Here is a 23562-nt window from a genome sequence, read left to right as displayed (position 1 = left end):
TATAGGTAGGCAACACCAGGCGGGGCGCCGAATTGGTTTTACGGTCAGGCGGCCGTGCTGCCGATGACCGACACGGAGAGCTCCAGGCGCATCTGCGCCTCCCAGTCCTCCAGTCCATCGTCATAGGCACGCCACAGGTCATTGTCATCCTCGACCGGGTGGATGAGGGGCCGCAGGGGGAAGGGGCGGGTGACCAGACGGACGGGGATGTCGAAGGTGCCGGGGAATTCCGGTGCCTCATTGGCCAGTCGGCCTTCCAGCACCAGTGGGATATCCTGACGCTCATACCGCTGGTACCGGGTGAAATCCTGTTCGGACAGCTCCACCCAGAGCCCGTACTGCAGTGGTTCGGTCTCCCCGATGACCGGGATATCCAGGTTCGCACGGATGAAACTGCGCCGCGGTTTCGGATAGAGGACGCGGCAGACATCATCGCCGACCTGCAGACGCCAGGGCAGGGCCCGGTGGATCTTCTCCGCGATGATGTCCGGATGGATCCGGGCGATGGCAGGGATGCCGACGTGGGCGTGGTCGCAGTCGGGGCAGAAGTAGTGGACGGGTTTCATGACGGTCCTTTCGTGCACGGGTTGTTCAATCAGCCCTCACGCTAAGCCGCCTGGTGCAGCCCCGACCAGCATGGCCGTGCAGAACCTGTGGATGGTTCCCGACCGTGTCGCCCCCGCTGTGGATAACCCACCCCGGGAGCAGGTCACAGACAACGACAAAACCCACCCTGCGGACAGGGTGGGTTCTTGTCGCGACCGTGACTATTCCGCCACGAGGGACTCCAGCACGAACTCCGGGTGCTCCTTCTCGATGAAGGACAGACGCCACTTGTCACCGAACAGGGCGATCAGTTCGCCGTCGGTGCGGGTGAAGATCTCCACACCGCGCTGCTTGGACAGTTCCACCGCGGTCTCCGGGGTGGTGCGGCGTGCCACGGTGTACGGGATCGGATCGGCGACGGTCTCCACGTTGTACTCGACCTCCATGCGGGCCTGCATGACCTCGAACTGCATGGGGCCGACAGCGGCCATGACCGGGTTGGCCTCGCCACGCAGGTCGTTGCGCAGGATCTGGACAACACCCTCGGAATCGAGCTGCTCCAGTGCCTTGCGGAACTGCTTGTACTTGCCCAGGGACTTCGCACGCAGGATCCGGAAGTGCTCGGGGGCGAACTTGGGCATCGGCGCGTACTGGATCTTACGCCCGGCGTAGATGGTGTCACCGGGTGCCAGGGCACCGGCGTTGACCAGGCCCACGATATCGCCCGGGAAGGCTGTCTCCACGGTGGACCGGGTGCGTCCGAACACCGTCAGGGCGTACTTGGTGGAGAAACTGCGGGAGGTCTGCGCGTGGGTGACCTGCATGCCACGGTCGAACTCCCCGGAGACCACACGCATGAAGGCGAGGGTGTCACGGTGGTTGCGGTCCATGCCGGCCTGCACCTTGAACACCATGCCGGAGAACTCGTCGGTGACCTCACGGCGTTCATCCATGGCGGTGGTGGAGGCCTCAAGGGCCTTCGGGTCGGCATCGCGGCCCTGCGGGGAGGGTGCCAGGGCGCACAGGGCGTCCAGGATCTGGTGGACACCGAAATTGAGCATCGCGGAGGCGAAGATCAGTGGGGAGGTGGTGCAGCTGAGGAACATCTCCTGATCGTGCACGGCGCCGTCGGCAGCGAGCAGTTCAGCCTCCTCGGTGGCGTTCTCCCACACCTCACCCTCCCGTTCCGCGGCCTGGTCCGGGGTGTAGAAAGCCTCCGGGGCGATGGTGGAACCACCGGCGGTACGGGTGAACTGGATGTACTCCTCGGCTTCACCGTCTTCGTTGATGCGGGCTAGTCCACGGAAGTCGCCGGCCTCACCGACGGGCCAGAACAAGGGGGTGGGCTGGAGGTCGATTTCCTGGACGATCTCGTCGACAAGCTCAAGGGGGGTACGACCGACACGGTCCCACTTGTTGATCACGGTGATGATCGGCAGGCCGCGGGCTTTGCACACGCGGAAGAGCTGCAGGGTCTGCGGCTCGAGGCCCTTGGCGGCGTCGATGAGCATGACGGCGGCATCGACGGCCATGAGCACACGGTAGGTGTCCTCGGAGAAGTCGGCGTGACCCGGGGTGTCCACGAGGTTGATCATGTAGGGCTCGCCCTCGTGATCCTCGGGCGCGTACTCGAACTGCAGGGCGGAGGAGGCGATCGAGATACCGCGGTCCTTCTCCATCTCCATCCAGTCGGAGACGGTGGCCTTGCGGCCGGCCTTGCCGTGGGTGGCACCAGCCTCGGAGATGATGTGCGCATGCAGTGCGAGCGCCTCGGTCAGTGTTGATTTACCGGCGTCGGGGTGGGCGATGACGGCAAATGTCCGGCGGCGTTGTGCCTCTGATGCTGTGCTGGTGGTGCTCATGGATATCAAGAATAGCTGGTGGGGTGGGCCAGACCCTAGCTGGTACTGGTGGACTGCCTGTCGGCATCATCGTGTGCTTCCAGTGCCAGGTCATGGAGGCGCTGCAGAGTCTGGGTGATTCCCCTCTGGTTGCGCTTGGGAAAGCCCAGCAGTCCCATCATGAACCGGCGTGTGGAGGTGCTGGCATCCCAGGTCTCCGTGACGATGGTGCCACCGTCGACAGGTGTGAAGGCGTAGCTCCAGGTGTAATCACCTTGTGGTTTCCAGGTGATGAGGCGGCCTTCTTCATATTCGGTGACGGTGTTGGTCATGGTGTAGCTTTTTCCGAATTTCATTCCGATGCCAAAGGTGCTGCCCAAGTGAAGTTTGGTTGGCCCGTTGACATCGGCGCTCTTGACGCTGCCGGATCCATCGATACGTGGATGCTGACGCGGATCGGCCACAATGTCGAAGAGTGACTGTGCTGGAACAGGGATGAATCTGCTGGACGATACCCGAAATTTACTCATACCCCCCAGGGTATCAGGAGTATTGGCGTATCCGCTTCTGTGCAGGGGGTGTGGAGCGGGGGTCGATATGGCATGGGGCGCCACGGAGTGCCCTAGTGGGTGATCAATCGGCTCGATCAGCGGCTGTGAATCTCATTCTGAGCAGCCGCCAACCCCCGCGCGATGATCAGATCCACCGCATCGGCTGCCACATCGATACCGGGTTGCTGTTCCGTCACCGGGGCCAGGACGTAGTCGGGGACACTCATGCCCGTGGGTGGGCGGGAGATGCCGATGCGCACGCGCAGGTAATCACGGGTTCCCAGCTCCTGTGTCAGGGATTTCAGGCCGTTGTGGCCGTTTTCATTACCGCCCTTTTTTAGACGCACCTTACCGGCAGGCAGGTCCAGCTCATCGTGGATGACGATGATCCGCTCCGGCGGGATCCCCAGTTTCTCCGCCAGGGGTGCGACACCCTGACCGGAGTGGTTCATGAACGTCGTCGACCGCACCGCGAGGGCACGCTCGGCCGCGTCGGGCAGGGGAGCGGTGAGCACCTTCAGTCCCCGGACCGGGGCCAGTGGCGGGGCGGCGTTGTCGGTGCGCCTGTCCAGAAGCGTATCGACGCACATGTAACCCACATTGTGTCTCGTGGATTCGTATTTCGCACTTGGATTGCCCAGACCGACCACCAGCCACCGGGCCTCGGGCAGGTCGGTGTGGCCGGGGACCTCGGAAACCTCGGGGGTGCGGGAGGACTGGAAGAATGCCTGAATTCGGGAGAAGAAACTCACCCGGTCAATAGTATGGGGTGCCATGGGTATTCTCGATTCGCTGTCCACTCCCGTCATCATCGCCCCGATGGCCGGGGGACCCTCCACGCCCGCGATGGTCACCGCCGCCGCGGAGGCGGGTTCCCTGGGTTTCCTCGCCGGTGGCACCTCGAGCGTGACCCAGTTCCGGACGGAACTGGCGCAGGTGTCCGGCCGTTTCGGGGTGAACCTGTTCCGGCCACAGGAGCAGAAGCCGACACCATCCGATGTTGATGAGGTGGCCGGCCTGCTCACCCAGGCCTTCCGTGGGTATGGGCTCGGTGACCCGTCGGTTCCCACTGTGGACCTGAGCAACGGTTGGGAGGAGAAGTTCCGTCTCGCGGTGGCGGCGCGTCCCGCAGTGATCTCCTGCACCTTCGGAATCTTCACGCCGGACGAGTTCGCCACCCTGCACCAGGCGGGGATCCAGGCCTGGGTCACCGTGACCAATGAGGCGGATGCCCACGCGGCGGAGCGTGCCGGTGCTGATGTCCTCGTGGTCCAGGGCCCCGAGGCCGGTGGGCACCGGTCCACCTGGTCGCTCACGGAGGAACCGGATACGACACCGCTGGAGGAGCTGGTGCGCGCTGTGGTGGACAAGGTGCGGGTGCCGGTGGTCGCCGCGGGCGGGGTGACCACCCGCGCGGATGTGCGCCGGATCCTGGACCTGGGTGCCGATGCCGTGGCGTGTGGGTCGGCGTTCCTCCTGGCCGATGAGGCCGGCACCTCCGCAGCCAACCGTGAGCTGTTGCTCTCGGCCACCGATCGGGGTCTGGATACCATCTGTTCGAGGGGCTTCTCAGGGAGATACGCCAGGGGGGTGGCCACCAGGTTCGTGAAGGAGAATGACAGTTTACCCCCGGTCTACCCGTACCTGAACCCGATGATCTCCCCACTGCGTGCTGCTGCGGGGGCGACACGGAACTGGGATTATGCCTACTGCCTGGTGGGAGCCGGTATTGATAATATCAATCAGGGGTCGGTGAAACGGATATTGAGCACGATGAATCCTTCCGTGTGAGCTAGGCTGAGGGGGCTTGTTCTCCACCTACCCATCGAAGGACGCATTAAATGACGAACAACCACAAGGACTGGAACGAACGCATCGCAGTTGCGGAGCAGATGGTGCCCCTGATCGGGCGTCTGCACCGCAATAATAATGTCGTGGTGTCGGTCTTCGGTCGTCTCCTTGTGAATGTCTCTGACATCGACATCATCAAGTCCCACCGCTACGCACGCCACATCACCTCCAAGGAACTTCCCCTGGAGGACACCCTGGCGATCCTGCGCGAGCTGGCGGACATGAACCTCGGCACGGCGTCGATCGATCTCGGACAGCTGGCCTACAACTTCGAGACCTCCGAAGGCACCGATCTGCGTGCCTTCCTGGAGGAATCACTCGCGGATGTCATCGGCACCGGCCCGACCACCAAACATGCCGATGTCGTCCTCTACGGTTTCGGCCGCATCGGACGCCTCCTGGCCCGCATCCTCGTCTCCCGTGAGGCCCTCTACGACGGTGTCCGCCTGCGCGCCATCGTCGTGCGCAAGAACTCCGAGGATGACCTGGTCAAGCGCGCCTCCCTGCTGCGCCGTGACTCCGTGCACGGTGCCTTCGACGGCACCATCACCACCGATTATGAGAACAACATCATCTGGGCCAACGGCACCCCGATCCAGGTGATCTACTCCAATGATCCCACCACGGTCGACTACACCGAATACGGTATCGACAACGCCATCGTGGTCGATAACACCGGCCGCTGGCGTGACCGTGAGGGCCTGAGCCAGCACCTGCAGGCCAAGGGTGTGTCCAAGGTGGTCCTCACCGCGCCGGGCAAGGGCGATCTGAAGAACATCGTCTACGGCATCAACCACTCCGACATCGCCGAGGATGACACCATCATCACCGCGGCATCGTGCACCACCAATGCCATCACCCCGGTGCTCAAGGTCATCAACGACCGCTACGGTGTGGAGTTCGGACACGTGGAGACGGTCCACTCCTTCACCAATGACCAGAACCTCATCGACAACTTCCACAAGGGTTCCCGCCGTGGTCGCGCAGCAGGCCTCAACATGGTTCTCACCGAGACCGGTGCTGCCAAGGCCGTGGCCAAGGCCCTGCCGGAGCTCGCCGGCAAGCTGACCGGCAACGCCATCCGCGTCCCCACCCCGGATGTGTCCATGGCGGTGCTCAACCTGACCCTCAACCAGGAGGTTGACCGCGAGGAGGTCAACGACTTCCTGCGCCGGGTGTCCCTGCACTCCAACCTGCGTCAGCAGATCGACTGGATCCGCTCCCCGGAGGTGGTCTCCACCGACTTCGTGGGCACCACCCACGCTGGCATTGTCGACGGTCTGGCCACCATCGCCACCGGCCGCCACCTGGTGCTCTACGTCTGGTACGACAACGAGTTCGGCTACTCCAGCCAGGTTGTCCGCATCGTGGAGGAGATCGCCGGTGCACGCCCGAAGGTCTACCCGGAGCGCGCCCTGCCCGTCGCCCTCTAACCCCGGCTAGCCCGGAGAGTGATCCGGCTGCCCACCAGTGAGACATCACCGGTGGTGCAGCCGGATTTTTTGTTAGGTGTCCCTTGCCTCAGGCGCTACACTGGGAACCATGAGCAAGCGTAGGAAAAGACCCACCTCACGCGTGACGGTGACACAAAATCCGCTCGGGTTGAAACTGAAGAGTACGTGTTGCCGGAAGACACCACGGTGCACTAACTGCCCGGTGGTCTACACCCGACTGCTCAAGTCCGGGGCCCTGGAAAACGATGATATCGACCTGCCCCGCCGCCTCAAGGAAGCACGCAGGAAGTAGGGGGCCATGGGCAAATCCATGACCAAGGTGCGCAAACGCCTGGAATCCGGCAAGGTCAAGAAGAAGTGCTGCAAGGACAACCCCCGGTGTTCCTCGTGCCCGACCGTGGCGCACCGCCTGCGCAAGGCGGGCGCCCTCGAGCTTGACGACGCCGCACTGCGCAAGGCCCTCAAACACGCCCGCCGGTGGTGATCACAACGTCCTGATGTGCTCCTCGATGAGGTCCGCGGCATCCGCGGCCATGATCGGCACACTGTCCTGCTCCTGCTTGGAAAAGGGTTTGAGCACAAAGCTGGCCGGGTCCATCCGGCCCGGTGGCCTGCCGATGCCCACGCTGAGTTTCCAGTAGTCCTTGGTTCCCAGGGATTTGCTGGTGGACTTCAAACCGTTGTGGCCATGATCGCCGCCACCCTGACGCAGTTTGACCTGACCGAAATCCAGATCCAGTTCATCATGGACCACCAGGACATTCGCTGGGGAGATCTTGAAGAAGTCACACAGCCCGCGGATCGGGGTGCCGGACAGGTTCATGAAACTGCGGGGCTTGGCCACGATCAGACCGGGCAGCTGCGCGATCTCGGTATTGGACCGCTTGTGCACGCTGAAGTTCGCGTGGTTGCGGTCCACGAGTTCCTCCACCACCTCGAAACCGATGTTGTGGCGGGTACCGACATATTTCGGGCCCGGGTTACCGAGACCGACAACAAGAACAGGGGAGTCATTCACACACCCCAGTCAACCACGCCGCGTCCCCCGGTCAAACGGTGGGGTACGCGGGGTGGTCGGGGCGTCGACAAGCATGAGAAAAGGCCGCTGAGGTGACTGTGCACTGTCACCTCAGCGGCCCGGTTGGAGCAGAGGGGGTTTAAGCCTCGGACTCGCCCTCGGTCTCGCCCTCTTCGTCCTCGGCAGGAGCTTCCTCGACAGCCGGGAGAACGACGTTGACGATGAGCAGCTCAGCGTCGTCGATGAGGGTCATGTCCTCACCGAGCTTGATGTCGCCGGCGGTGATCTGGGAGCCGAGCTCCAGGCCCTCAACGGAGACGATGAGCTCTTCAGGGATGTTCAGGACGTCAGCCTCGATGCGGATGGTGTCGGCATCCTGGACGACCATGGTGTTCGGTGCAGGCTGGCCCTCGATGATGACCGGGATCTCAACCTCAACCTTCTCGCCACGGGTGATGGCGAGGAGGTCGACGTGGTCGATGTTGAAGGTCAGGACGTTCTGATCGATGTGCTTGATCATGGCGAGCTGCTTGACACCCTCGACGTCCAGCTCCATGACGGCGTTGACGCCGTTGCGGCGAACCAGGCCGGCGAAGTCGCGGTGGCTGAGGGTCAGGTGGAGGTTGTTGTCCAGGTCGGCGCCGTAGACAACGGCGGGAACCAGGCCGGCGACGCGGGCGCGGCGTGCGGAGCCCTTGCCGAACTCGGTGCGGTTGGCAGCCTCAATGGTTTCGAACTTGTTAGCCATGTGTTTCTCCTTGAATGGGATGATCCGGATCAACTCGGCCGCGACAACAAATAAAGCCCACGACCGACTCGAGTGTCTTGGTCGAGTCTTCGCAGGCGTGGGAACCAGCCGGTGGGTATCATGCCCACCCGGGTGGCTTCCATGGAAGTCTGAATCGCGTCGATAACGGCCGTGACCACTGTGGCGGATTCTCCCGCGTGATCGGCCCTCGCCGAGACTCAGACAGGCTAGCACGCCACATCAGCGGAAACCAAACCGGTCACAGGTTCTTCAGCGCCTCCCTGCGACTCAGGGAATGCAGGTCGGTTGCATCGACGAAGGCCCGGACCCAGGCGGGATCATGGTGGGCCAGATCGCGCAGTGCCCAGCCGACGGCCTTATTGATGAAGAACTCCCCGGATCCGAGGTTCTGCCGGATGATCCAGGCGAGCAGGTCCAGGTCGGTGTCGGTCTTCCTGCCCAGCTGGTGGAGGATCGCGACCCTGCGCACCCAGAAATCCCCGTGGGTTGCCCAGGCACGCATGGTGTCATCGGCGTGGTTGGCGCCGATGGGTTTGGCCAGGGCATCGACGGTGTCCCACCAGGATTTCGTCCGGACCAGACGCTCGGCGAGGTCCAGGTCGGTGATGCCGACCCGCCGGATGTGATCGCAGGCCACATACTGGTATTCCCGCTCCTCCGCGTCGAAACAGGCGGTGACCAGGTCGGTATCGAACTCACGGAGGGTGCGCAGGATCGGCATGGTGGCTGTCCTGCGCGCGGGTGTCCCGATCCCCAGAAACGGAAACCGACCCCGCATGTACGCCGTCATCTCGGCGGCACGTGCGGGGTCGGCCAGTGGCTCAAGAGCCTGCCGGATACGGGTGAAGGAATCAGGCATCCGAGGGCTCCTGGGTGAAGAGGGTGGGTTAGGCGTCGCCCTCGAAGAGGGTGGTGACAGAACCGTTCTCGAAGATCTCGTTGATGGTGCGGGCCAGTAGCGGTGCGATCGGCAGGACGGTCAGGTTGGCCCAGCCCTCGGTGGACTGCGGGAGGGTGTCGGTGGTGATGACTTCCTCGGCGCCACAGCTGGACAGACGCTCACGGGCCGGATCGGAGAACACACCGTGGGTGCAGGCGATGACCACGGACCGGGCACCGGCCTCCTTGAGCACGCCCACGGCACCGGCGATGGTGCCGCCGGTGTCGATCATGTCATCGAGCAGAACACAGTCCTTGCCTGAGACATCACCGACGACACGGTTGGACACGACTTCATTGGCCACCTCGGTGGAGCGGGTCTTGTGCACAAACGCCATCGGGGCATCCCCTAAGGTGTTGGCCCACTTCTCGGCGACCTTCACGCGGCCGGCATCCGGGGAGACAACCACGATGTTGGACAGGTCGTACTTGTCCTTGATGTAGTCGGTGAGGATCGGCATGGCGTGCATGTGATCGACGGGGCCGTCGAAGAAGCCCTGGATCTGGTCGGTGTGCAGGTCGACCGACACGATGCGGTCGGCGCCGGCGGTCTGGAGCAGATCGGCGATCAGGCGTGCGGAGATGGGCTCGCGGCCGCGGTGCTTCTTGTCCTGACGGGCATAGGGGTAGAACGGCAGGATGGCGGTGATGCGCTTGGCGGAGCCACGCTTGAGTGCATCGATCATCAGCAGCTGTTCCATCAGCCACTTGTTCAGTGGCTGGGTGTGGGACTGGATGACAAAGCAGTCGGAGCCACGGACGGACTCCTCGAAACGTACGTAGATCTCACCATTGGCGAAGTCGCGGGCGGTCATCGGGGTGACCTCCACCTCGAGATCGCGGGCGACGGCCTCAGCCAGCTCCGGGTGTGCACGGCCCGAGAAGAGCATGAGGTTCTTATGGTTTTCTTTCCAGTGAGCAGTCATGGTGAGTCTGCTTAGCCTTCCTGGTTTGGGACAGAGTTCTGTGCGGCTGCTGCGGCATCGGCGGCGGCCGTACCCGGGCGCTTCTTCTGCACCCAGCCTTCGATGTTGCGTTGACGTCCCCCCGACACGGCCAGGGCCCCCGGAGGAACATCATCCTTGATCACTGTACCCGCACCGGAATAGGCGCCATCACCCACGGTCACCGGAGCGATGAACATGGTGTCGGAACCGGTGCGCACATGGGAGCCGATGGTGGTGTGGTTCTTGTTCACACCGTCATAGTTGACGAACACGGAGGAGGCCCCGATGTTGGAGTACTCACCGATGGTGGCATCGCCGACGTAGGTCAGGTGGGGGACCTTGGAGCCACGGCCGATGGTGGCCTTCTTGGTTTCCACGAAACCACCGAGCTTGCTCTCCGCGCCGAGCTTGGTGCCCGGACGGATGTAGGTGAAGGGTCCGACGGTGGCGTCCTCGCCGATCTCGGAATCGGACCCGTGGGTGCGGATGACGGATGCTCCGGTGCCGATGACCATGTTGGTCAGGGTGGTGTCGGGACCGATCTCCGCGCGGTCACCGATGGAGGTGGTGCCCCGAAGCTGGGTGCCCGGGTTGATGAGCACGTCACGGCCGATGGTGACCTCCACATCGATCCAGGTGGTGGCCGGGTCGACGATGGTGGCACCCCCGCGCATGGCGGCCTCCACGGTGCGACGGTTGAGTTCAGCGCCGGCCTCGGCGAGCTGGACCCGGTCATTGACACCGGCGAGTTCGCGCGCATCGGCGGCGATGTGAGCGCGGACCGGGTGGCCCTCGCTGCGGGCGATGCCGAGGACATCGGTGAGGTAGAGCTCGCCCTGCGCGTTGTTGGACTTCAGCTGGGAGAGGGCGGACCGCAGGATGGTCGCGTCGAAGGCGAACACACCGGAGTTGACCTCGGTGATGGAGCGCTCCTCATCGGAGGCGTCCTTCTGCTCGACAATCGCGGTGACCTCACCGTCGGAGTTGCGGACGATGCGGCCGTAACCGGTGGGGTCGTCCAGGTTCATGGTGAGCACGGTGACCGCGGTGGGGGTGGCGGTGTGGGCCGCCAGCAGGGAACCGAGGGTGTCGGAGGTCAGCAGGGGCACGTCACCGTTGGTGACGATGATGGTGCCGTCGAATCCCTCGAGCTGGTCCATCGCGCATTGCACGGCGTGACCGGTTCCGTTCTGCTCCTCCTGGATGGCAACCCGGACCTCATGGCCCAGCTGCGTGGCAACGCCCTCAACCGCAGGACCGACCTGGTCGCGGCCGTGACCGATGACGGCCACGATGTGGGTCGGGTTCAGCCCCGCAGCCGCATGCAGGCTGTGGGAGATGAGGCTGCGACCCCCGATGCTGTGCAATGTCTTCTGAAGATCTGACTTCATGCGGGTTCCAGCACCCGCTGCCAGTACAACAACTGCGCTGGAGGAATCGCTCGCGCTCAAGATGACCTCAACTTCTAAAAATTTACCGGGGGCACATGTACGCAAGACAGCATAACGCCCGAAGCGGGCGGGGCGTGGTTATTCGCAGCTGTGGTGGCTCACTTATCCGGATTGTGGTGCGGAGACCTCTTCCAGGGTGCGGGAGAACACCACCCCCACCAGTCCGATGACGGCGAGGAAGATCAGTGCCCAGCGGGTTCCCAGCATGGCGATGGCACCCGAAATGGCACCCACGACCAGCAGGATCACACCCATCAGCGTGTTGGCCGCCGCGACATACCTGGTGCGCTGATCCCCTTCGGCCATGTCCACCACATAGGTTTTGCGCGCCACGCGGATGGCGGTGTGGGCGAGGTTGACCAGGAAGAACCCGGCCGGGAACGCGATCACGTTGACGATCGACGGGGCCCACTGCGCGCTGGCGACCAGGGCGAACAGCACCAGGGAGCCGAGCAGGGCACCACCGGCCATCACATCGCGGGAGGAACGATCAGACCAGATCCCGGAGATGCGACCACCCACCATCGAGGCCAGGCCTGAGGCGATGACGAAGAAACCGAGTGCGGTGATGTCCTGCTCCGCCTCCGCGGCGAGGGTGACGATGAACGCGGTGGACAGTGCGGTGACGAGCATGAGTGAGCGCACGATGACGAACTTCCGGAAGTTCACATCCTCCACGAGCAGGTCCGCGCAGTCCTTCCACCAGTGGTTCTTCTCCTCAGGATCCCAGGGTAGTGCCTCATCCCGGGTATCCGGTTCCCGGATGCCGGCGAAGATGAAGGAGGCGATCAACCAGGAGAAGGAACTGGCGATCACGGTGGCGGCCAGGACCCAGGAGGGGGAGTCCGCATCAAGCAGGAAGGTGATGGCCAGACCGACGGCCAGACCGACCGCACCACCGATCGCGGTGGCACGACCATTGATCAGGCCGCGGCGTCCCTTGGTGATGGTCTTGCCCTGGACATCCTTGGAGGAGATGGAACACATCGACCGGAACAGTGCCAGGATGCCCAGCAGGGCCACCACGGTGATACCGAGCGCCCACCCCTCGAGGAACAGTGCCGCGATCCCGATGCCCAGCCCGGAGAGGAACTGGCCGTTGGAACCGATGATCCACACCCGGCTGCGGGAGGCCTGCCGCAACACCCACGGGGTGATCGCGGCCTGCGGCAGCATGGACCCGGATTCACGGATGGGGACGAGCAGCGCGATGAAGAACCCCGGCGCGCCGCCGGCATGCAGCAACCAGGGCAGCACCGTCTTGGCGGCGATGATCTGGTCACCGACGTTCTGCAGGCCGTTGGACCAGATGAACCGCGATGCGTTGTGTTCCTCCAGCGCCGGGTCCGGGTTGTCCTGGTGGGTGGTTCCGTCTGTGCTCATGGCCGTCATTGTAGGCAGGGCCGGTGCCGGGGGTTGGATCACGCTTCCCTCGCTCAGTAGGATGATTACTAGTGTTTTCACCGTAGAAAATCAGGAGTGGGCCCACATCATGCAGCTGCCAGAGATCAACCGTCGGGCGTTCATCAAGGGTGCGGGAGCGACGGTGGCCATGGTGGCGGCCTCGCGGTTTCTGGTGGCCTGTGCCGGGGATTCCACACCCCGGGGTTATGGCGGTGAACCCCGTCCACTTCCCATCCCGCCGCTGGCAGAGGGCGAACGGGAGGGGAACCGGGTGATCTACCGGCTCACCGCCCAGGAGGGGCAGAGCAATATCCTGCCCGATGTGACCACCCGAACCTGGGGTTTCAACGGCGACCACCTGGGCCCGACGCTGACTGCCCGCAAGGGTGATGAGGTCACCGTCGAGATCACCAACGGGCTGGGGGAGATGACCACCATCCACTGGCACGGGATGAAACTGCCCGGCATTGCCGACGGTGGACCCCATTCGCCCATCGAACCGGGGGAGACCTGGTCCCCGTCCTGGACGGTGAGCAACACCGCGGCCACCCTCTGGTACCACCCGCACCCACACGGGTTGACCGGCCTGCACGCCTACCGCGGACTGGCGGGCGCCTTCGTCATCGAGGATGAGGTCTCTGATTCCCTCGACATCCCGAAGGACTACGGCGTGGATGACATCCCGGTGGTGCTCATGGACCACCGTTTCCATGAGGATGGTTCCCTGGACGAGGAGGATCTGCCCGACCTGGGTCTGCTCGGGGACACCCCGACCGTCAACGGCATCACCGGAGCGCATTTCGACGCCACCACCCGCCGCGTCCGTTTCCGTCTGCTGGATGGATCCAACATGCGGTTTTTCAATCTGGCCTTCTCCGATGACCGTCCCTTCCAGGTCATCGCCGGTGATTCCGGTTTCTTCGCCGAACCACTCGAGCGCAGCAGCCTGATCATCGGCCCCGGTGAGCGCTGGGAGATCCTGGTGGATCTGGAGCCGGGGGAGGATGTCACCCTGCGGTCGGTGGCGTTCCCCGGGAATTTCGGTGTGCCGGAGGATGAGTACACCCCGGATTTCGGGTTCGCGGATTCCTTCGACCTGCTCACCATCACCGGCCCCGCCGAGGAGGCACCGTCCACCCCGGCCATTCCCGGTGTGTTCGATCCGGCCGCCCGTCAGGATCCGGATGTCATCGACGCACCGGAGCGTACCTTCGTGCTCAACACCTTCTCCATCAATGACCAGATGATGGACATGCAGCGGGTGGATGTGGTCATCGACCACGACGGCCCGGAGATCTGGGAGGTCACCAACGACAACTCGGACTGGCCCCACAACTTCCACATCCACAACGCACGCTTCAAGGTCGTCTCCATGACCGGCACCGACATCGAGGTGCCTGTCGACGGGTGGAAGGACACCGTAGGCCTCCCACCCGGTGCCACCGCGCGCCTGGCTGTGGAGTTCGGTTACCACCCGGATCCCGCGTGGCCGTACATGTACCACTGCCACATGCTCTACCACGAGGACCAGGGCATGATGGGTCAGTTCGTCATCGTGGAACCCGGTGGGCAGCCGGCGGACCAGCTCGGGGGTGGGTCCCACGCACACGCGCACCACGTGGGGTGATCGGGGCGTCGTCAAGCACCGTTGAGCACCGGGTTGCCCATGACATTTGTCATGCCCGGGAGGTGACAAACCGGCATCACACTCCTGACATATGACTCTGGTGACGGCGGCAGATCCGGGGAAGAATCAGTGTCATGACAGGCACACTGAACACTCCGGACATTGCAGGGCAGCAGACCACCACCGTTATTGAGGTCACCGACCTCTCCCGCACCTACGGCAAGGGGGACAAGGCGTACCAGGCGGTGCGGAACTGCAGTTTTAACGTTCAGCGTGGTGAGGTGTTCGCCCTGCTGGGCACCAACGGTGCGGGCAAGACCTCCACACTGGAGATCATGGAGGGACTCGCCCCACCCACCGGCGGGCAGGTGCGCATCAACGGGCTGGATCCCCTGGCCGATCGGAACGTCCTGCGCCCGGAGCTCGGCATCATGCTGCAGTCCGGGGGTCTGCCCTCGCAGCTGACGGTGCAGGAGACCATGACGATGTGGCACGGCACGTGCTCGTATCCACGGGACATCGATGAGGTGCTCACCGACGTCGATCTCACCCACCGCGGGGATGTCAAGGTTGGCTCGCTGTCCGGCGGTGAACAACGACGCCTCGATCTGGCCTGCGCGCTGCTGGGGGATCCGTCGATCCTGTTCCTGGATGAACCCACCACCGGCCTGGACCCGGAATCACGCCGCCAGACCTGGGACCTGCTGCTCACCCTGAAGAAACGCGGCGTGACCATGATCCTGACCACCCATTACCTCGAGGAGGCGGAATACCTCGCCGACCGGATCGCGATTATGGACGCCGGGGAGATAGCCCTGGAGGGCAGTCTCCGGGAACTGGTGGGGCGGGTGCGCGCGGAGATCAGCTTCACCACGGACCACCGGCCCTTAGATCTCCCGGAGCTCACCGGTGCGGAGGTGCGGCGAGACAACAACCGCGTGGTCATCTCCACCACCCAGCTGCAGGACCACACCCTCCAGCTGCTGCAGTGGGCGGCGGATCAGGGTGTGGAGCTGGAGAATTTCGCCGCGCGCCCGGCCACCCTGGAGTCGGTGTTCATGGGCATCGCCGGCCACAACATCGCCGACAACATCGCCCAATAATTGACCCGTCACGAACCGACCCCAGGAGAAACAGACATGAATACCTCAGCCAGCTCCATCTCAGCCGCCCCGTCCGCCCCGTCTGTCCCGTCCAGGAACCGGCCTCCCAGTACCTCCCTGTCCCGGTTGAGATCACTGGGTACCGCCGAGTGGTTGCAGTTCCGCCGCAATAAGACACTGCTGTTCATCGCGGCCTTCCCTGTCGGCATCCCACTGTTTCTGTTCGGTGTCGGGGACCGTGGTGCCCTGGAGGCTGCCAACACCTTCGATATCTTTGCGCTGTACACCCTGTTGTTCGTGCAGTTCTACACCGTGTTGTCGATGGTGACCACCCGGCGTGATGAACGTGTGCTGAAAAGGCTGCGCACCGGGGAGGCCCGTGACGGGGAGATCCTCGGGGCGATCTGCGTGCCGGGTGCGCTGCTGACGGTGGTGTTCACCGTCATCGTGGTGGCCCTCCTGATGCTCATGGGTGCGCCGGCCCCCGTCAATCTCATCCCGGTCATCGTGGCCGTGCTCATCGGCATCGTGTTGGTCAGTGCGCTCGCGTTTATCACCAGCGCGTTCACCCGCAACGCCGAGGCCGCCCAGCTGACCTCGATGCCGGTGTTCACCATCGCCCTGATCGGCCTGGGGACTGTGCGGCCCATCTTCGGCGATGGGGTGGTGGCTGACATCATCAGCTACACCCCCTTCGCCGCGATCAGCGACCTGGTTCAGCTCGGCTGGGCGGGGCAGACCTTCACCGCGGCCATGAACGGTGCAGAGGCACTCGATTTCACCGGTGTCCTGGGTGCCGGCGTGCAACCACTGCTGATCGTGACGGCGTGGACGGTTCTGGCGGTTATCGCGGCACGACACTTCATGCGCTGGGACACCCACCGCTAACATGGGTTTTCCGATGACTGAACCACACTCGTCCACACACTCGTCCAGGTTGGAGAACCTCCTCACCCCACTGCACCGGTGGCGGGGACTCGGGGGCGTGGACAAATACGCGCTGTACACCCGGGTGTCCATGCAGCTCATTCCGGTGGCCGTGATCCTGAGCTACCTGGTGGGCACCGCCGACTTCCTCTCCACCGCAGGCATCCCCTCCTGGCGCCTCGTGGTGGAGGGTATCTATGTGGTGCTGCTCCTGATCTTCCCCATCATGATCTTCGAGGTGCACCCGGACCTCAACACCCGGCAACGCAGACCCGTGGAACCACTCTTCCGTGCAGGGCTGGCCATCACAGTGCTCGGCCTGGTGGTGTCACTGGCGTTGCAACATCCGTCTTTTTCCATGGCGGGGCGTCAGGCGGCGGTCATCATCACGGTGATGTCACTGTTTGCCCTGTCGATCGCCTATGTGCCCTGGTTGAGGCACTCCTGGCTCATCATCATCGGTCTCACCCTGATGGTCGGGATGATCGTGAACATGACCGTGCCGGCGTCCTCCTGGTGGTTGGTGTTTGCACCGGTCACGGTGGTCACGGTGCGCATGACCATCTGGACGGTCAATGTGATGAAGGAGGTGGAGCACTCCCGCGAGCTGGAGGCCTCCCTCCGGGTCACGGAGGAACGTCTGCGTTTCGCCCAGGAACTCCATGACACCCTCGGCCAGCACCTGGCGGCCATGTCGTTGAAATCCGAGGTGGCCCTCGCCCTGGCCACCCGCGGTGATGACCGGTTGGAGGATGAGCTGCGTGAACTGCAGACACTTGCACGCACCTCCATGTCGCAGATGCGGGAGGTGGTCCAGGGGTACCGCTCCATCAACCTCGCCACCGAGATCGACGGTGCCAGAAGCCTGCTTGACGACGCCCGCATCACCCTCCACGTCCACGGTGCCGCCGGTGACGTCCCCGCACCCCACCGTGAACTGGCAGCCTGGTTGGTGCGGGAGGCCACCACCAATGTCCTGCGCCACTCGGATGCCACCACGGTTGACCTGTACCTGTCGGACACGGATGTCCGCATGACCAACGACGGTGCCAGCGGCGCGGTGGGTAGACTCTCAGGCCTCGGTGCCCTGCGACAACGCGCGGACGCTGCGGGGGCAGCCCTGCAGGTGAACTGCGAGGGCGAGCACTTCACCGTCCGACTTCTCCTGGAAAGCGCGGTCCCGGCATGATCACCATTGCCATCGTCGATGATGAATCCCTCGTGGCGAGCTCCCTTGCCACCCTGTTGGGCCTGGAGGCTGACCTCGAGGTGGTGGCCGTCTGCAGCTCCGGGGAGGAACTACTCACCTGGTGGCGTGAACGGCAGGCCGCGGGGGAGGAGTGCGCCGATGTCTGTGTGCTGGACCTTCAGCTGGGTGGGATGGACGGCATTGATACGGCCGTGGCGCTGCGTGCGTTGACTGAGGACCTTCCCGTGCTGATTGTCACCAGTCACGCCCGACCCCGACAGCTCAAACGCGCCCTGACCAGCGGGGTCCGGGGATTTCTGCCCAAGACCTCCACCGCCGCCGACTTCGCCGACGCCATCCGCAGTGTGCATTCCGGCCGACGCTATATCGATCCGGAGCTCGCCGCCCTGACCATCAGCGCCGGTGAATCCCCACTCACCCCGGGTGAGGAACGCGTCCTGGAACTGGCGGGCAAGGGGCGGAGCGTCGAGGAGATCGCGGCTGCTGTACACCTGGCTCCCGGCACCACACGTAACTACCTGTCGCAGGCGATGGGCAAGGTGGGGGCACAGAACCGTTTCGAGGCGTTCACCCGGGCCCGTGAACTGGGGTGGCTCTAAACGCGATGGACGTGCCCCGGCCATGGCGAAGGCCCCGGCACCGTTGGATGCCAAGGCCCTCATGACCTGGTGCCAGACTGCAGCCACCAGGTGAAACTACAGTGATCATGGATATCACGGAGTATGCCTCAATGCTATCCGGTTGATGGTCACCGGGGAAGATGAAAAAGGTCTATACCCGCATGTTGTGATCATGGGGCAGGCCGCCATACCCACCACCGGGTCAGGGTCCTATGGGAGGATTGAGAATGTGGTACAACCCAGTGAATACCTGAACGCAACATTGATCGCGGCGGACACCGATACCTCCGGCGAAGAGATCGATGTGGACAAACTCCGTCCACTCTCCGCCGAGGGTTGGCGTCATGCGATCAAACGGGTGGCCAAGGAATTCTTCATTGAACGGTTGTGGGATCTGGGTGCCCTCCTGACCTATTTCTCGGTGCTGTCCGTCGCCCCGGGCCTCCTGGTGGCCTACTCCCTGGTCACGCTGGTGCTGGCCAGCGGACCCCTGGAAGTACTTGATCAGGCCAGGGAATTCATCGCCCAGCATGTCGCCGAGGACCAGCAGCAGATTGTCCTCAGCGTGGTGGATGCCGTGGCAGGCTCCGCCTCCGCGGGTCTGGTCGGCCTGATCGTGGGTATCGTCGTCGCGCTGTGGACCTCCTCGGCGTATGTGCGCGCCTTCTCCCGCTGCGCCAACACGGTCTACGGGCGCACCGAGGGGCGGTTCCTGCTGAAGCACTGGTTGATGATGGTGCTCATGAACCTGTCCTTGCTGATGGGTGTGGCCGCCATCCTGATCTCGCTGCTGATCAATGAGACCACGGTGATGCGCCTGTTCGGACCGATCGCCGCACCCCTGGGACTGACCGATGTCCTCACCTATCTTTCCGAGACGTTCCTGCCGGTGTGGAACTGGGTGAGATGGCCGGCGATCCTCCTCATCCTCATGGGGTTGGTTGCGCTTCTCTATCACCTCGCCCCCAACGTCAAACCCCATAAGTTCAAATGGTTGAGTGCCGGATCCGTCTTCGCCATCCTCGGAATCCTGTTCGCCGGTTGGGGTTTGAACATCTACTTCACCACGTTTGCCGCCTTCAACAGCTACGGCGCGGTGGGCTCGGTCATGGCGTTGTTCGTAGGCATGTGGATCCTCAACATCGTGCTCATCCTCGGCATCAAGATCGACGCCGAGGTCAGCCGCGCCCGCCAGTTGCAGGCGGGCCTGCCGGCGGAGGAGAACAACCTCGCACCACCCCGGTCAACCACCGCGGCGGTGCGGGACAAGAAGATCCGGGAGGGCATTGTCGAGGATGCACGACAGTTCCGGCTCAAGCATGTCGCAGAGAATGTGGCAGCAAACGGGGCCTCCGACCAGGAGGATGAACCGGAGGAGTCAGAGGCGGATACTCTGCGGATTGAGCATCGGGGTTCGCGGCGTGTGGGGTACCGCGAGGTGGAATAACTGCCGGTGCGGAAGTCCCGGCTGTCTGATCTCAGGCCCCCTATACTGACCCCATGACTTCACCCATCACCACTCTGCGTGCCGCCCTCAGCAGAGATCTCCTCGAAGCTAACGCAGGATCGGATGTCTTCGAACGGGGTGAGCAGCTGCTGCATGCGGTGACTATTGAGGGCGACGGTGATCGCCAGGTGGAGGGTGCTGTCCGGGGCACCCGCCTGTACGAGGTGGGGTTTCGGCTGGTGGGTGGGCAGATCCAGTCGTTTTGTTCCTGTCCCCATCACCAGCGGGGATTCTTCTGCAAACATCTGGTGGCTTTGGGCCTGGCCCTCCTGGATGAACCACTGGAACCGGGGGTATTGTCCTTCGATGATGACGCGTTCGACGATGTACCCGTTCCTGGGCAGCCCCTTGAAACCGACCCCGTCTCACAGATGCTGGCCACCCTCGACGGGGAGGATCTGCTCACCGTGCTCGATGCACTGCGTGACGCGGTGCCCGGGGTGGAGGAGTATCTGATGCAGCTATCCCACGCAGTCCTCACAGGTTCGGGTATCGCTGCCGATCTGACCCCGGAGGAGGTGGAGAACCACGTCAGGCAGCTGATCACCGACGCCTGCCGCGTGGGCCCCTTCGTGGACTATCACCGCGCCGGGGAGGTTGCCGACCAGCTTGGGCAGGTGGTCCATGAGATCGAAGCCCTCGCCATGGCGGGTCACCAGAAAGCACTCATCAAACAGTCAAGAAGGCTGGTGGATCGGATCTCCACGATCCTGGAGCGAACTGATGATTCCGATGGTTATCTCGGCGGGGTCCTGGAGGATGCCTCAGCACTGCATGCCTTCATCTGCGTCACGGGGGAGGCGCACCCGGGCAAGGTGGTGGATTGGGTGCTCAAGGTGCAGCTGACGGGTCCCGGGTGGCCGGAGGTCAGCATCGCGGATTTCTGGCCCATCCTTGATGACCGGGCGCAGGGGAAATACCGTCGGGGTCTGGAGAGCGCGCTGGATAATCCTGAGGGGGACAGGCACGATAGTCGACGCTGGTCAATCAGTCGCCACCTGGTTGAGTTCGCCGATGCCGCGGGCGATGTGGACCTGGCGGTCACCACCCTGGAGCACACAGGCAACCTCAAGGAGGCATTCCACCGGCTGGTGGAGGCCAACCGGATGGAACAGGCCCAGGACCTCTTTGAGCAGATGCTCGGGAACTGGCAGGGCCTGCCGGGTCACCGCCTTGCCGCTGGGGAGATCATGGACATTCTCGTAGAAACCAACCGGGCCGATGAGGCCGTGGAGTTCGCCCGCCGGGAGCTGGGCAGGCACCAGAGCCTGGGCAACTACCTCCTCCTGGTCGAGGCGGGTCAGGCCTGTGGGGACAAGCTGCAGTCAGAGGCACGGGCCATGATCACCAATGTATTTGCCCTTCAGGAAGTGCTCCTGCATGAGGAGGACACCGATGCCCTGTGGGAGCTCATCGCCACGAGGGAGGCGATGCTGGTTCCCGATTCGGTGATCACCTACTTTGAACGCAACGCCCCGGACAGGGCGCTGGAGTTGCTCATCCGGTTGGGCAGGGACGTGGCCAGCGGCCCGGCAGTTGAAAAGAACTACAAACGTGCTGCTGAGTTGTTCTCACGGGCGAGAAAACTCCAGCCAGCCTCGCTGGAGCTGTCCCGCACTCTTACTGAGCTGCGTCACACCCACTACCGGCGGACCAAGATGCTCGCGATCTTCGACCGCCACGGGCTGTAGGGGAACAGCCCCCGGGTTACCCGCCCAACACCACCCCCTCGCGGCGGGGGTCGGCGCCACCGATGATGGAGTTGCCCGTTCCGCGCATCAGGGCTGATAGGCCACTGGATTGTTCGGTCGGGTTGACCTCATGACCCAGGTCCTCCAGGGCGTCGATCAGCTCGGCTTCGTGTTCCGCCATGAGGGGGTGTTCAATGCCGATGCCGGTGGCGGGCTGGTTCATGGCACCGAAGTTCGGTGCGGAGACAGCCTGCTGGGGGTTCATACCCCAGTCGATGATGTTGACCAGGGTCTTCACCACGTACTGGATGATCAGGGCGCCACCGGGGGAGCCGAGGACCATCTCGAGTTCACCGATGTCACCATTGTCGCCGGTGGCGAAGACCAGGGTGGGGGCCATGGAGGAGCGTGGTCGTTTCGCCGACTCCACACGGTTGGCCACCGGCTCACCGTTCTCATCCACCGGTTCTGCGGAGAAGTCCGTCAGCTGGTTGTTGAGGATGAAACCACGGGTGAAGTGGAAGGATCCGAAGGCGGCCTCGACGCTGGTGGTCAGGGAGGCGGCATTGCCGTAGGAGTCGATGATGGAGACATGGCTGGTGCCACTTTCTGGAACCGGGGCCCCGACGGGGACGTCATCCAGGCCGGCCTCGGCTGTGCCCATGGAGGTTTTTTCGTCGATAAGCTCGGCGCGCCGCTGCGTGTACTCCCGGCTGATGAGCTCCTCGACGCCGCCACCCGGCACGTCCACGAAGGCGGGGTCGGCGATGTAGGCGTTGCGGTCGGCGTAGGCCAGGCGCTGGGCCTCGGCGATGATGTGGACCGCCTCGGGGTCGGGGAGTCCACCGTCGGGGCCGGCATCGGTGGGGGCGTACTGGCCCAGGTCGAAGTGGTTGAGGATGCCGAGGGTGCCCAGCACCGTGGAGCCACCCGAGGAGGACGGGGGCATGCCGCACACCATCCGGTCCCGGTAGGGGGCGCACAGCGCGTCGTGGGTCATGGGGGTGTAGGCAGCCAGATCAGCGGTGCTCAGCAGCGACGGGGTGACACCCTCAACCTCCCGGGTGGCACGTTCGACGATGTCGGCGGCGATGTCACCGGTGTAGAAGGCATCGGGGCCACCCTCGGCGATCAGGCGCAGGGTGTCGGCGTACTCCGGGTTGCGCAGCAGCGTGCCCGGGGACTTGGCCTGACCGTCACGGTCGAGGAAGTAGGCCGCCGCCTCGGGGTCACGGGCGAGATCCTCCGCGGAGTTGGCGATGGATGCGGACATGCGCGGGCTGATCTCGAAACCGTCGGCGGCCAGCGTCTGGGCTTCCTCCAACAGCCCGGACCATTCGGTGCGCCCTTGCGACTCGTGGAGGTGTCCGAGGGCGGCGACGATACCCGGCACGCCGATGGAGCGGCCGGAACGGCGGGCATCCGGGACGGGTGCGGACTCATCCTCGGCCGATACCCGGATCAGGTAGTTCTCGTCGGCGGCCACCGGTGCGGTCTCGCGGCCGTCGATGGCGGTGACCTGGTGGGTGCCGGCGTCATAGTAGAGGATGTAGCCACCGCCGCCGATGCCGGAGGACTGAGGCTCGGTGAGTCCAAGGACGAACTGGGCGGTGACCAGTGCATCCGCTGCGGTTCCGCCCTCGCGGAGAATATCGCACGCGGCACGTGATGCGTGTGGGTTCGCGGTGGAGACCGCATAGTTGCGGGTGGTGACCGGTTCCATGCCGGACCGGTAACCGGTGGAGATCTCCGGGGCGACCGAGATGTCCTCGCCCGAGTGGGAGCCGTCCTTCCCCTCCTCACGGTTGGCGTCCTCGGGTAGTTCGCAGGGTTCCATGGGCGGGGGAGCGCTTCCGGTTGTTGTTTCTGTGACGGTCACGCTGGAGGTCCCCGCCGATGTGGTGGCGGAGGTGTCGGCGGTGGTCGCGGTGTCCTGGGTTTGAGTGGTGTCAGCTGCCTCAGTGATGGCGACGCTGGATCCGTCCTCGTTGACACAGGAGCTCAGAGTGAGGGCCAGGGCGGCCGCGGACAGTGTCGCCACAACCCGGCATGGTGTGTTCTCTATCACATTCATGCCATGAGATTAGCAGGGTTTCCGCTGGTCGG

21 protein-coding genes are annotated in these 23562 nt (G+C 63.9%); 10 read left to right on the top strand and 11 right to left on the bottom strand.

All coding sequences use genetic code 11. The features are described 5' to 3' along the window. Nucleotides 1-44: 44 nt before the first annotated feature. The 4 genes from H9627_RS10295 to pth (H9627_RS10280) form a co-directional block, all read right to left on the bottom strand. Nucleotides 45-566: a DUF2199 domain-containing protein gene (locus tag H9627_RS10295; protein WP_191733955.1), complete on the bottom strand. Its 522-nt coding sequence runs from the start codon at nt 564-566 to the stop codon at nt 45-47. 201 nt (nt 567-767) lie between these two features. Continuing rightward, nucleotides 768-2408 carry a peptide chain release factor 3 gene (locus H9627_RS10290; protein WP_191733954.1) on the bottom strand — a complete coding sequence of 547 codons (1641 nt, stop codon included), beginning with the start codon at nt 2406-2408 and terminating at the stop codon, nt 768-770. A 35-nt stretch (nt 2409-2443) separates the two neighbouring features. Continuing rightward, nucleotides 2444-2917: an SRPBCC family protein gene (locus H9627_RS10285; protein WP_191733953.1), complete on the bottom strand. Its 474-nt coding sequence runs from the start codon at nt 2915-2917 to the stop codon at nt 2444-2446. A gap of 116 nt (nt 2918-3033) precedes the next feature. Continuing rightward, nucleotides 3034-3714, bottom strand: coding sequence for an aminoacyl-tRNA hydrolase (gene pth / locus H9627_RS10280; RefSeq protein WP_191733952.1), 681 nt, complete (start codon nt 3712-3714; stop codon nt 3034-3036). Between pth (H9627_RS10280) and H9627_RS10275 the strand changes: the two genes are divergently transcribed. The 3 genes from H9627_RS10275 (at nt 3713) to H9627_RS10260 (ending at nt 6727) form a co-directional block, all read left to right on the top strand. Beyond that, nucleotides 3713-4729 carry a nitronate monooxygenase gene (locus H9627_RS10275; RefSeq protein ID WP_191733951.1) on the top strand — a complete coding sequence of 339 codons (1017 nt, stop codon included), beginning with the start codon at nt 3713-3715 and terminating at the stop codon, nt 4727-4729. The two genes, pth (H9627_RS10280) and H9627_RS10275, sit on opposite strands and share 2 nt — an antisense overlap. Before the next feature lie 50 nt (nt 4730-4779). Continuing rightward, nucleotides 4780-6222 (top strand): glyceraldehyde-3-phosphate dehydrogenase, encoded by a 1443-nt coding sequence (locus H9627_RS10270; protein ID WP_191733950.1) that lies wholly within the window; start codon nt 4780-4782, stop codon nt 6220-6222. A 319-nt stretch (nt 6223-6541) separates the two neighbouring features. Then, nucleotides 6542-6727, top strand: a complete 186-nt coding sequence (locus tag H9627_RS10260; protein WP_191733948.1) for a hypothetical protein — start codon at nt 6542-6544, stop codon at nt 6725-6727. Here the strand turns inward: H9627_RS10260 and pth (H9627_RS10255) are convergent, their stop codons facing one another. From pth (H9627_RS10255) to H9627_RS10230, 6 genes are all read right to left on the bottom strand, one after another. After that, nucleotides 6728-7261 carry an aminoacyl-tRNA hydrolase gene (pth, locus tag H9627_RS10255; protein WP_191733947.1) on the bottom strand — a complete coding sequence of 178 codons (534 nt, stop codon included), beginning with the start codon at nt 7259-7261 and terminating at the stop codon, nt 6728-6730. Between the two features lie 139 nt (nt 7262-7400). Then, complete coding sequence (locus H9627_RS10250) at nt 7401-8009, bottom strand: 50S ribosomal protein L25/general stress protein Ctc (RefSeq protein ID WP_191733946.1); 609 nt, start codon at nt 8007-8009, stop codon at nt 7401-7403. 259 nt (nt 8010-8268) lie between these two features. Beyond that, on the bottom strand, nt 8269-8889 hold the full coding sequence (locus tag H9627_RS10245; protein ID WP_191733945.1) for a DNA alkylation repair protein: 621 nt from the start codon (nt 8887-8889) through the stop codon (nt 8269-8271). A gap of 28 nt (nt 8890-8917) precedes the next feature. Continuing rightward, nucleotides 8918-9895, bottom strand: coding sequence for a ribose-phosphate diphosphokinase (locus H9627_RS10240; protein ID WP_191733944.1), 978 nt, complete (start codon nt 9893-9895; stop codon nt 8918-8920). An 11-nt stretch (nt 9896-9906) separates the two neighbouring features. Continuing rightward, nucleotides 9907-11367, bottom strand: coding sequence for a bifunctional UDP-N-acetylglucosamine diphosphorylase/glucosamine-1-phosphate N-acetyltransferase GlmU (gene glmU / locus H9627_RS10235; protein ID WP_191733943.1), 1461 nt, complete (start codon nt 11365-11367; stop codon nt 9907-9909). 102 nt (nt 11368-11469) lie between these two features. Continuing rightward, nucleotides 11470-12750, bottom strand: a complete 1281-nt coding sequence (locus tag H9627_RS10230; RefSeq protein ID WP_191733942.1) for an MFS transporter — start codon at nt 12748-12750, stop codon at nt 11470-11472. Between the two features lie 109 nt (nt 12751-12859). Here H9627_RS10230 and H9627_RS10225 point away from each other — a divergent pair, with 109 nt between their 5' ends. From H9627_RS10225 to H9627_RS10195, 7 genes are all read left to right on the top strand, one after another. After that, the gene (locus H9627_RS10225) at nt 12860-14398 is read left to right on the top strand and encodes a multicopper oxidase family protein (RefSeq protein WP_191733941.1); all 1539 of its coding nucleotides are present in this window, start codon (nt 12860-12862) and stop codon (nt 14396-14398) included. Between the two features lie 134 nt (nt 14399-14532). Beyond that, the gene (locus H9627_RS10220; RefSeq protein ID WP_191733940.1) at nt 14533-15501 is read left to right on the top strand and encodes an ABC transporter ATP-binding protein; all 969 of its coding nucleotides are present in this window, start codon (nt 14533-14535) and stop codon (nt 15499-15501) included. Nucleotides 15502-15537: 36 nt separating this feature from the next. Further along, nucleotides 15538-16389 carry an ABC transporter permease gene (locus H9627_RS10215; RefSeq protein WP_191733939.1) on the top strand — a complete coding sequence of 284 codons (852 nt, stop codon included), beginning with the start codon at nt 15538-15540 and terminating at the stop codon, nt 16387-16389. Nucleotides 16390-16402: 13 nt separating this feature from the next. Continuing rightward, the gene (locus tag H9627_RS10210; protein WP_225213748.1) at nt 16403-17617 is read left to right on the top strand and encodes a sensor histidine kinase; all 1215 of its coding nucleotides are present in this window, start codon (nt 16403-16405) and stop codon (nt 17615-17617) included. Continuing rightward, on the top strand, nt 17614-18237 hold the full coding sequence (locus H9627_RS10205; RefSeq protein ID WP_191733937.1) for a response regulator transcription factor: 624 nt from the start codon (nt 17614-17616) through the stop codon (nt 18235-18237). The genes H9627_RS10210 and H9627_RS10205 overlap by 4 nt, the downstream gene beginning before the upstream one ends. A 250-nt stretch (nt 18238-18487) precedes the next feature. Further along, a complete protein-coding gene (locus tag H9627_RS10200) occupies nt 18488-19705 on the top strand; it encodes a YihY/virulence factor BrkB family protein (RefSeq protein WP_318247780.1) in 1218 nt (405 codons plus the stop codon). 53 nt (nt 19706-19758) lie between these two features. Further along, nucleotides 19759-21456: an SWIM zinc finger family protein gene (locus H9627_RS10195; RefSeq protein ID WP_191733936.1), complete on the top strand. Its 1698-nt coding sequence runs from the start codon at nt 19759-19761 to the stop codon at nt 21454-21456. 16 nt (nt 21457-21472) lie between these two features. Here H9627_RS10195 and ggt read toward each other — a convergent pair whose 3' ends face one another. After that, nucleotides 21473-23530, bottom strand: a complete 2058-nt coding sequence (gene ggt / locus H9627_RS10190) for a gamma-glutamyltransferase (protein ID WP_191733935.1) — start codon at nt 23528-23530, stop codon at nt 21473-21475. Nucleotides 23531-23562 lie beyond the last annotated feature (32 nt).

The sequence above is a fragment of the Corynebacterium gallinarum genome (assembly GCF_014837045.1).
Taxonomy (GTDB): Bacteria; Actinomycetota; Actinomycetes; order Mycobacteriales; family Mycobacteriaceae; genus Corynebacterium; species Corynebacterium gallinarum.
Note: the sequence above shows the minus strand (reverse complement) of the source record. Positions and strands in the feature narration are given on the sequence as shown.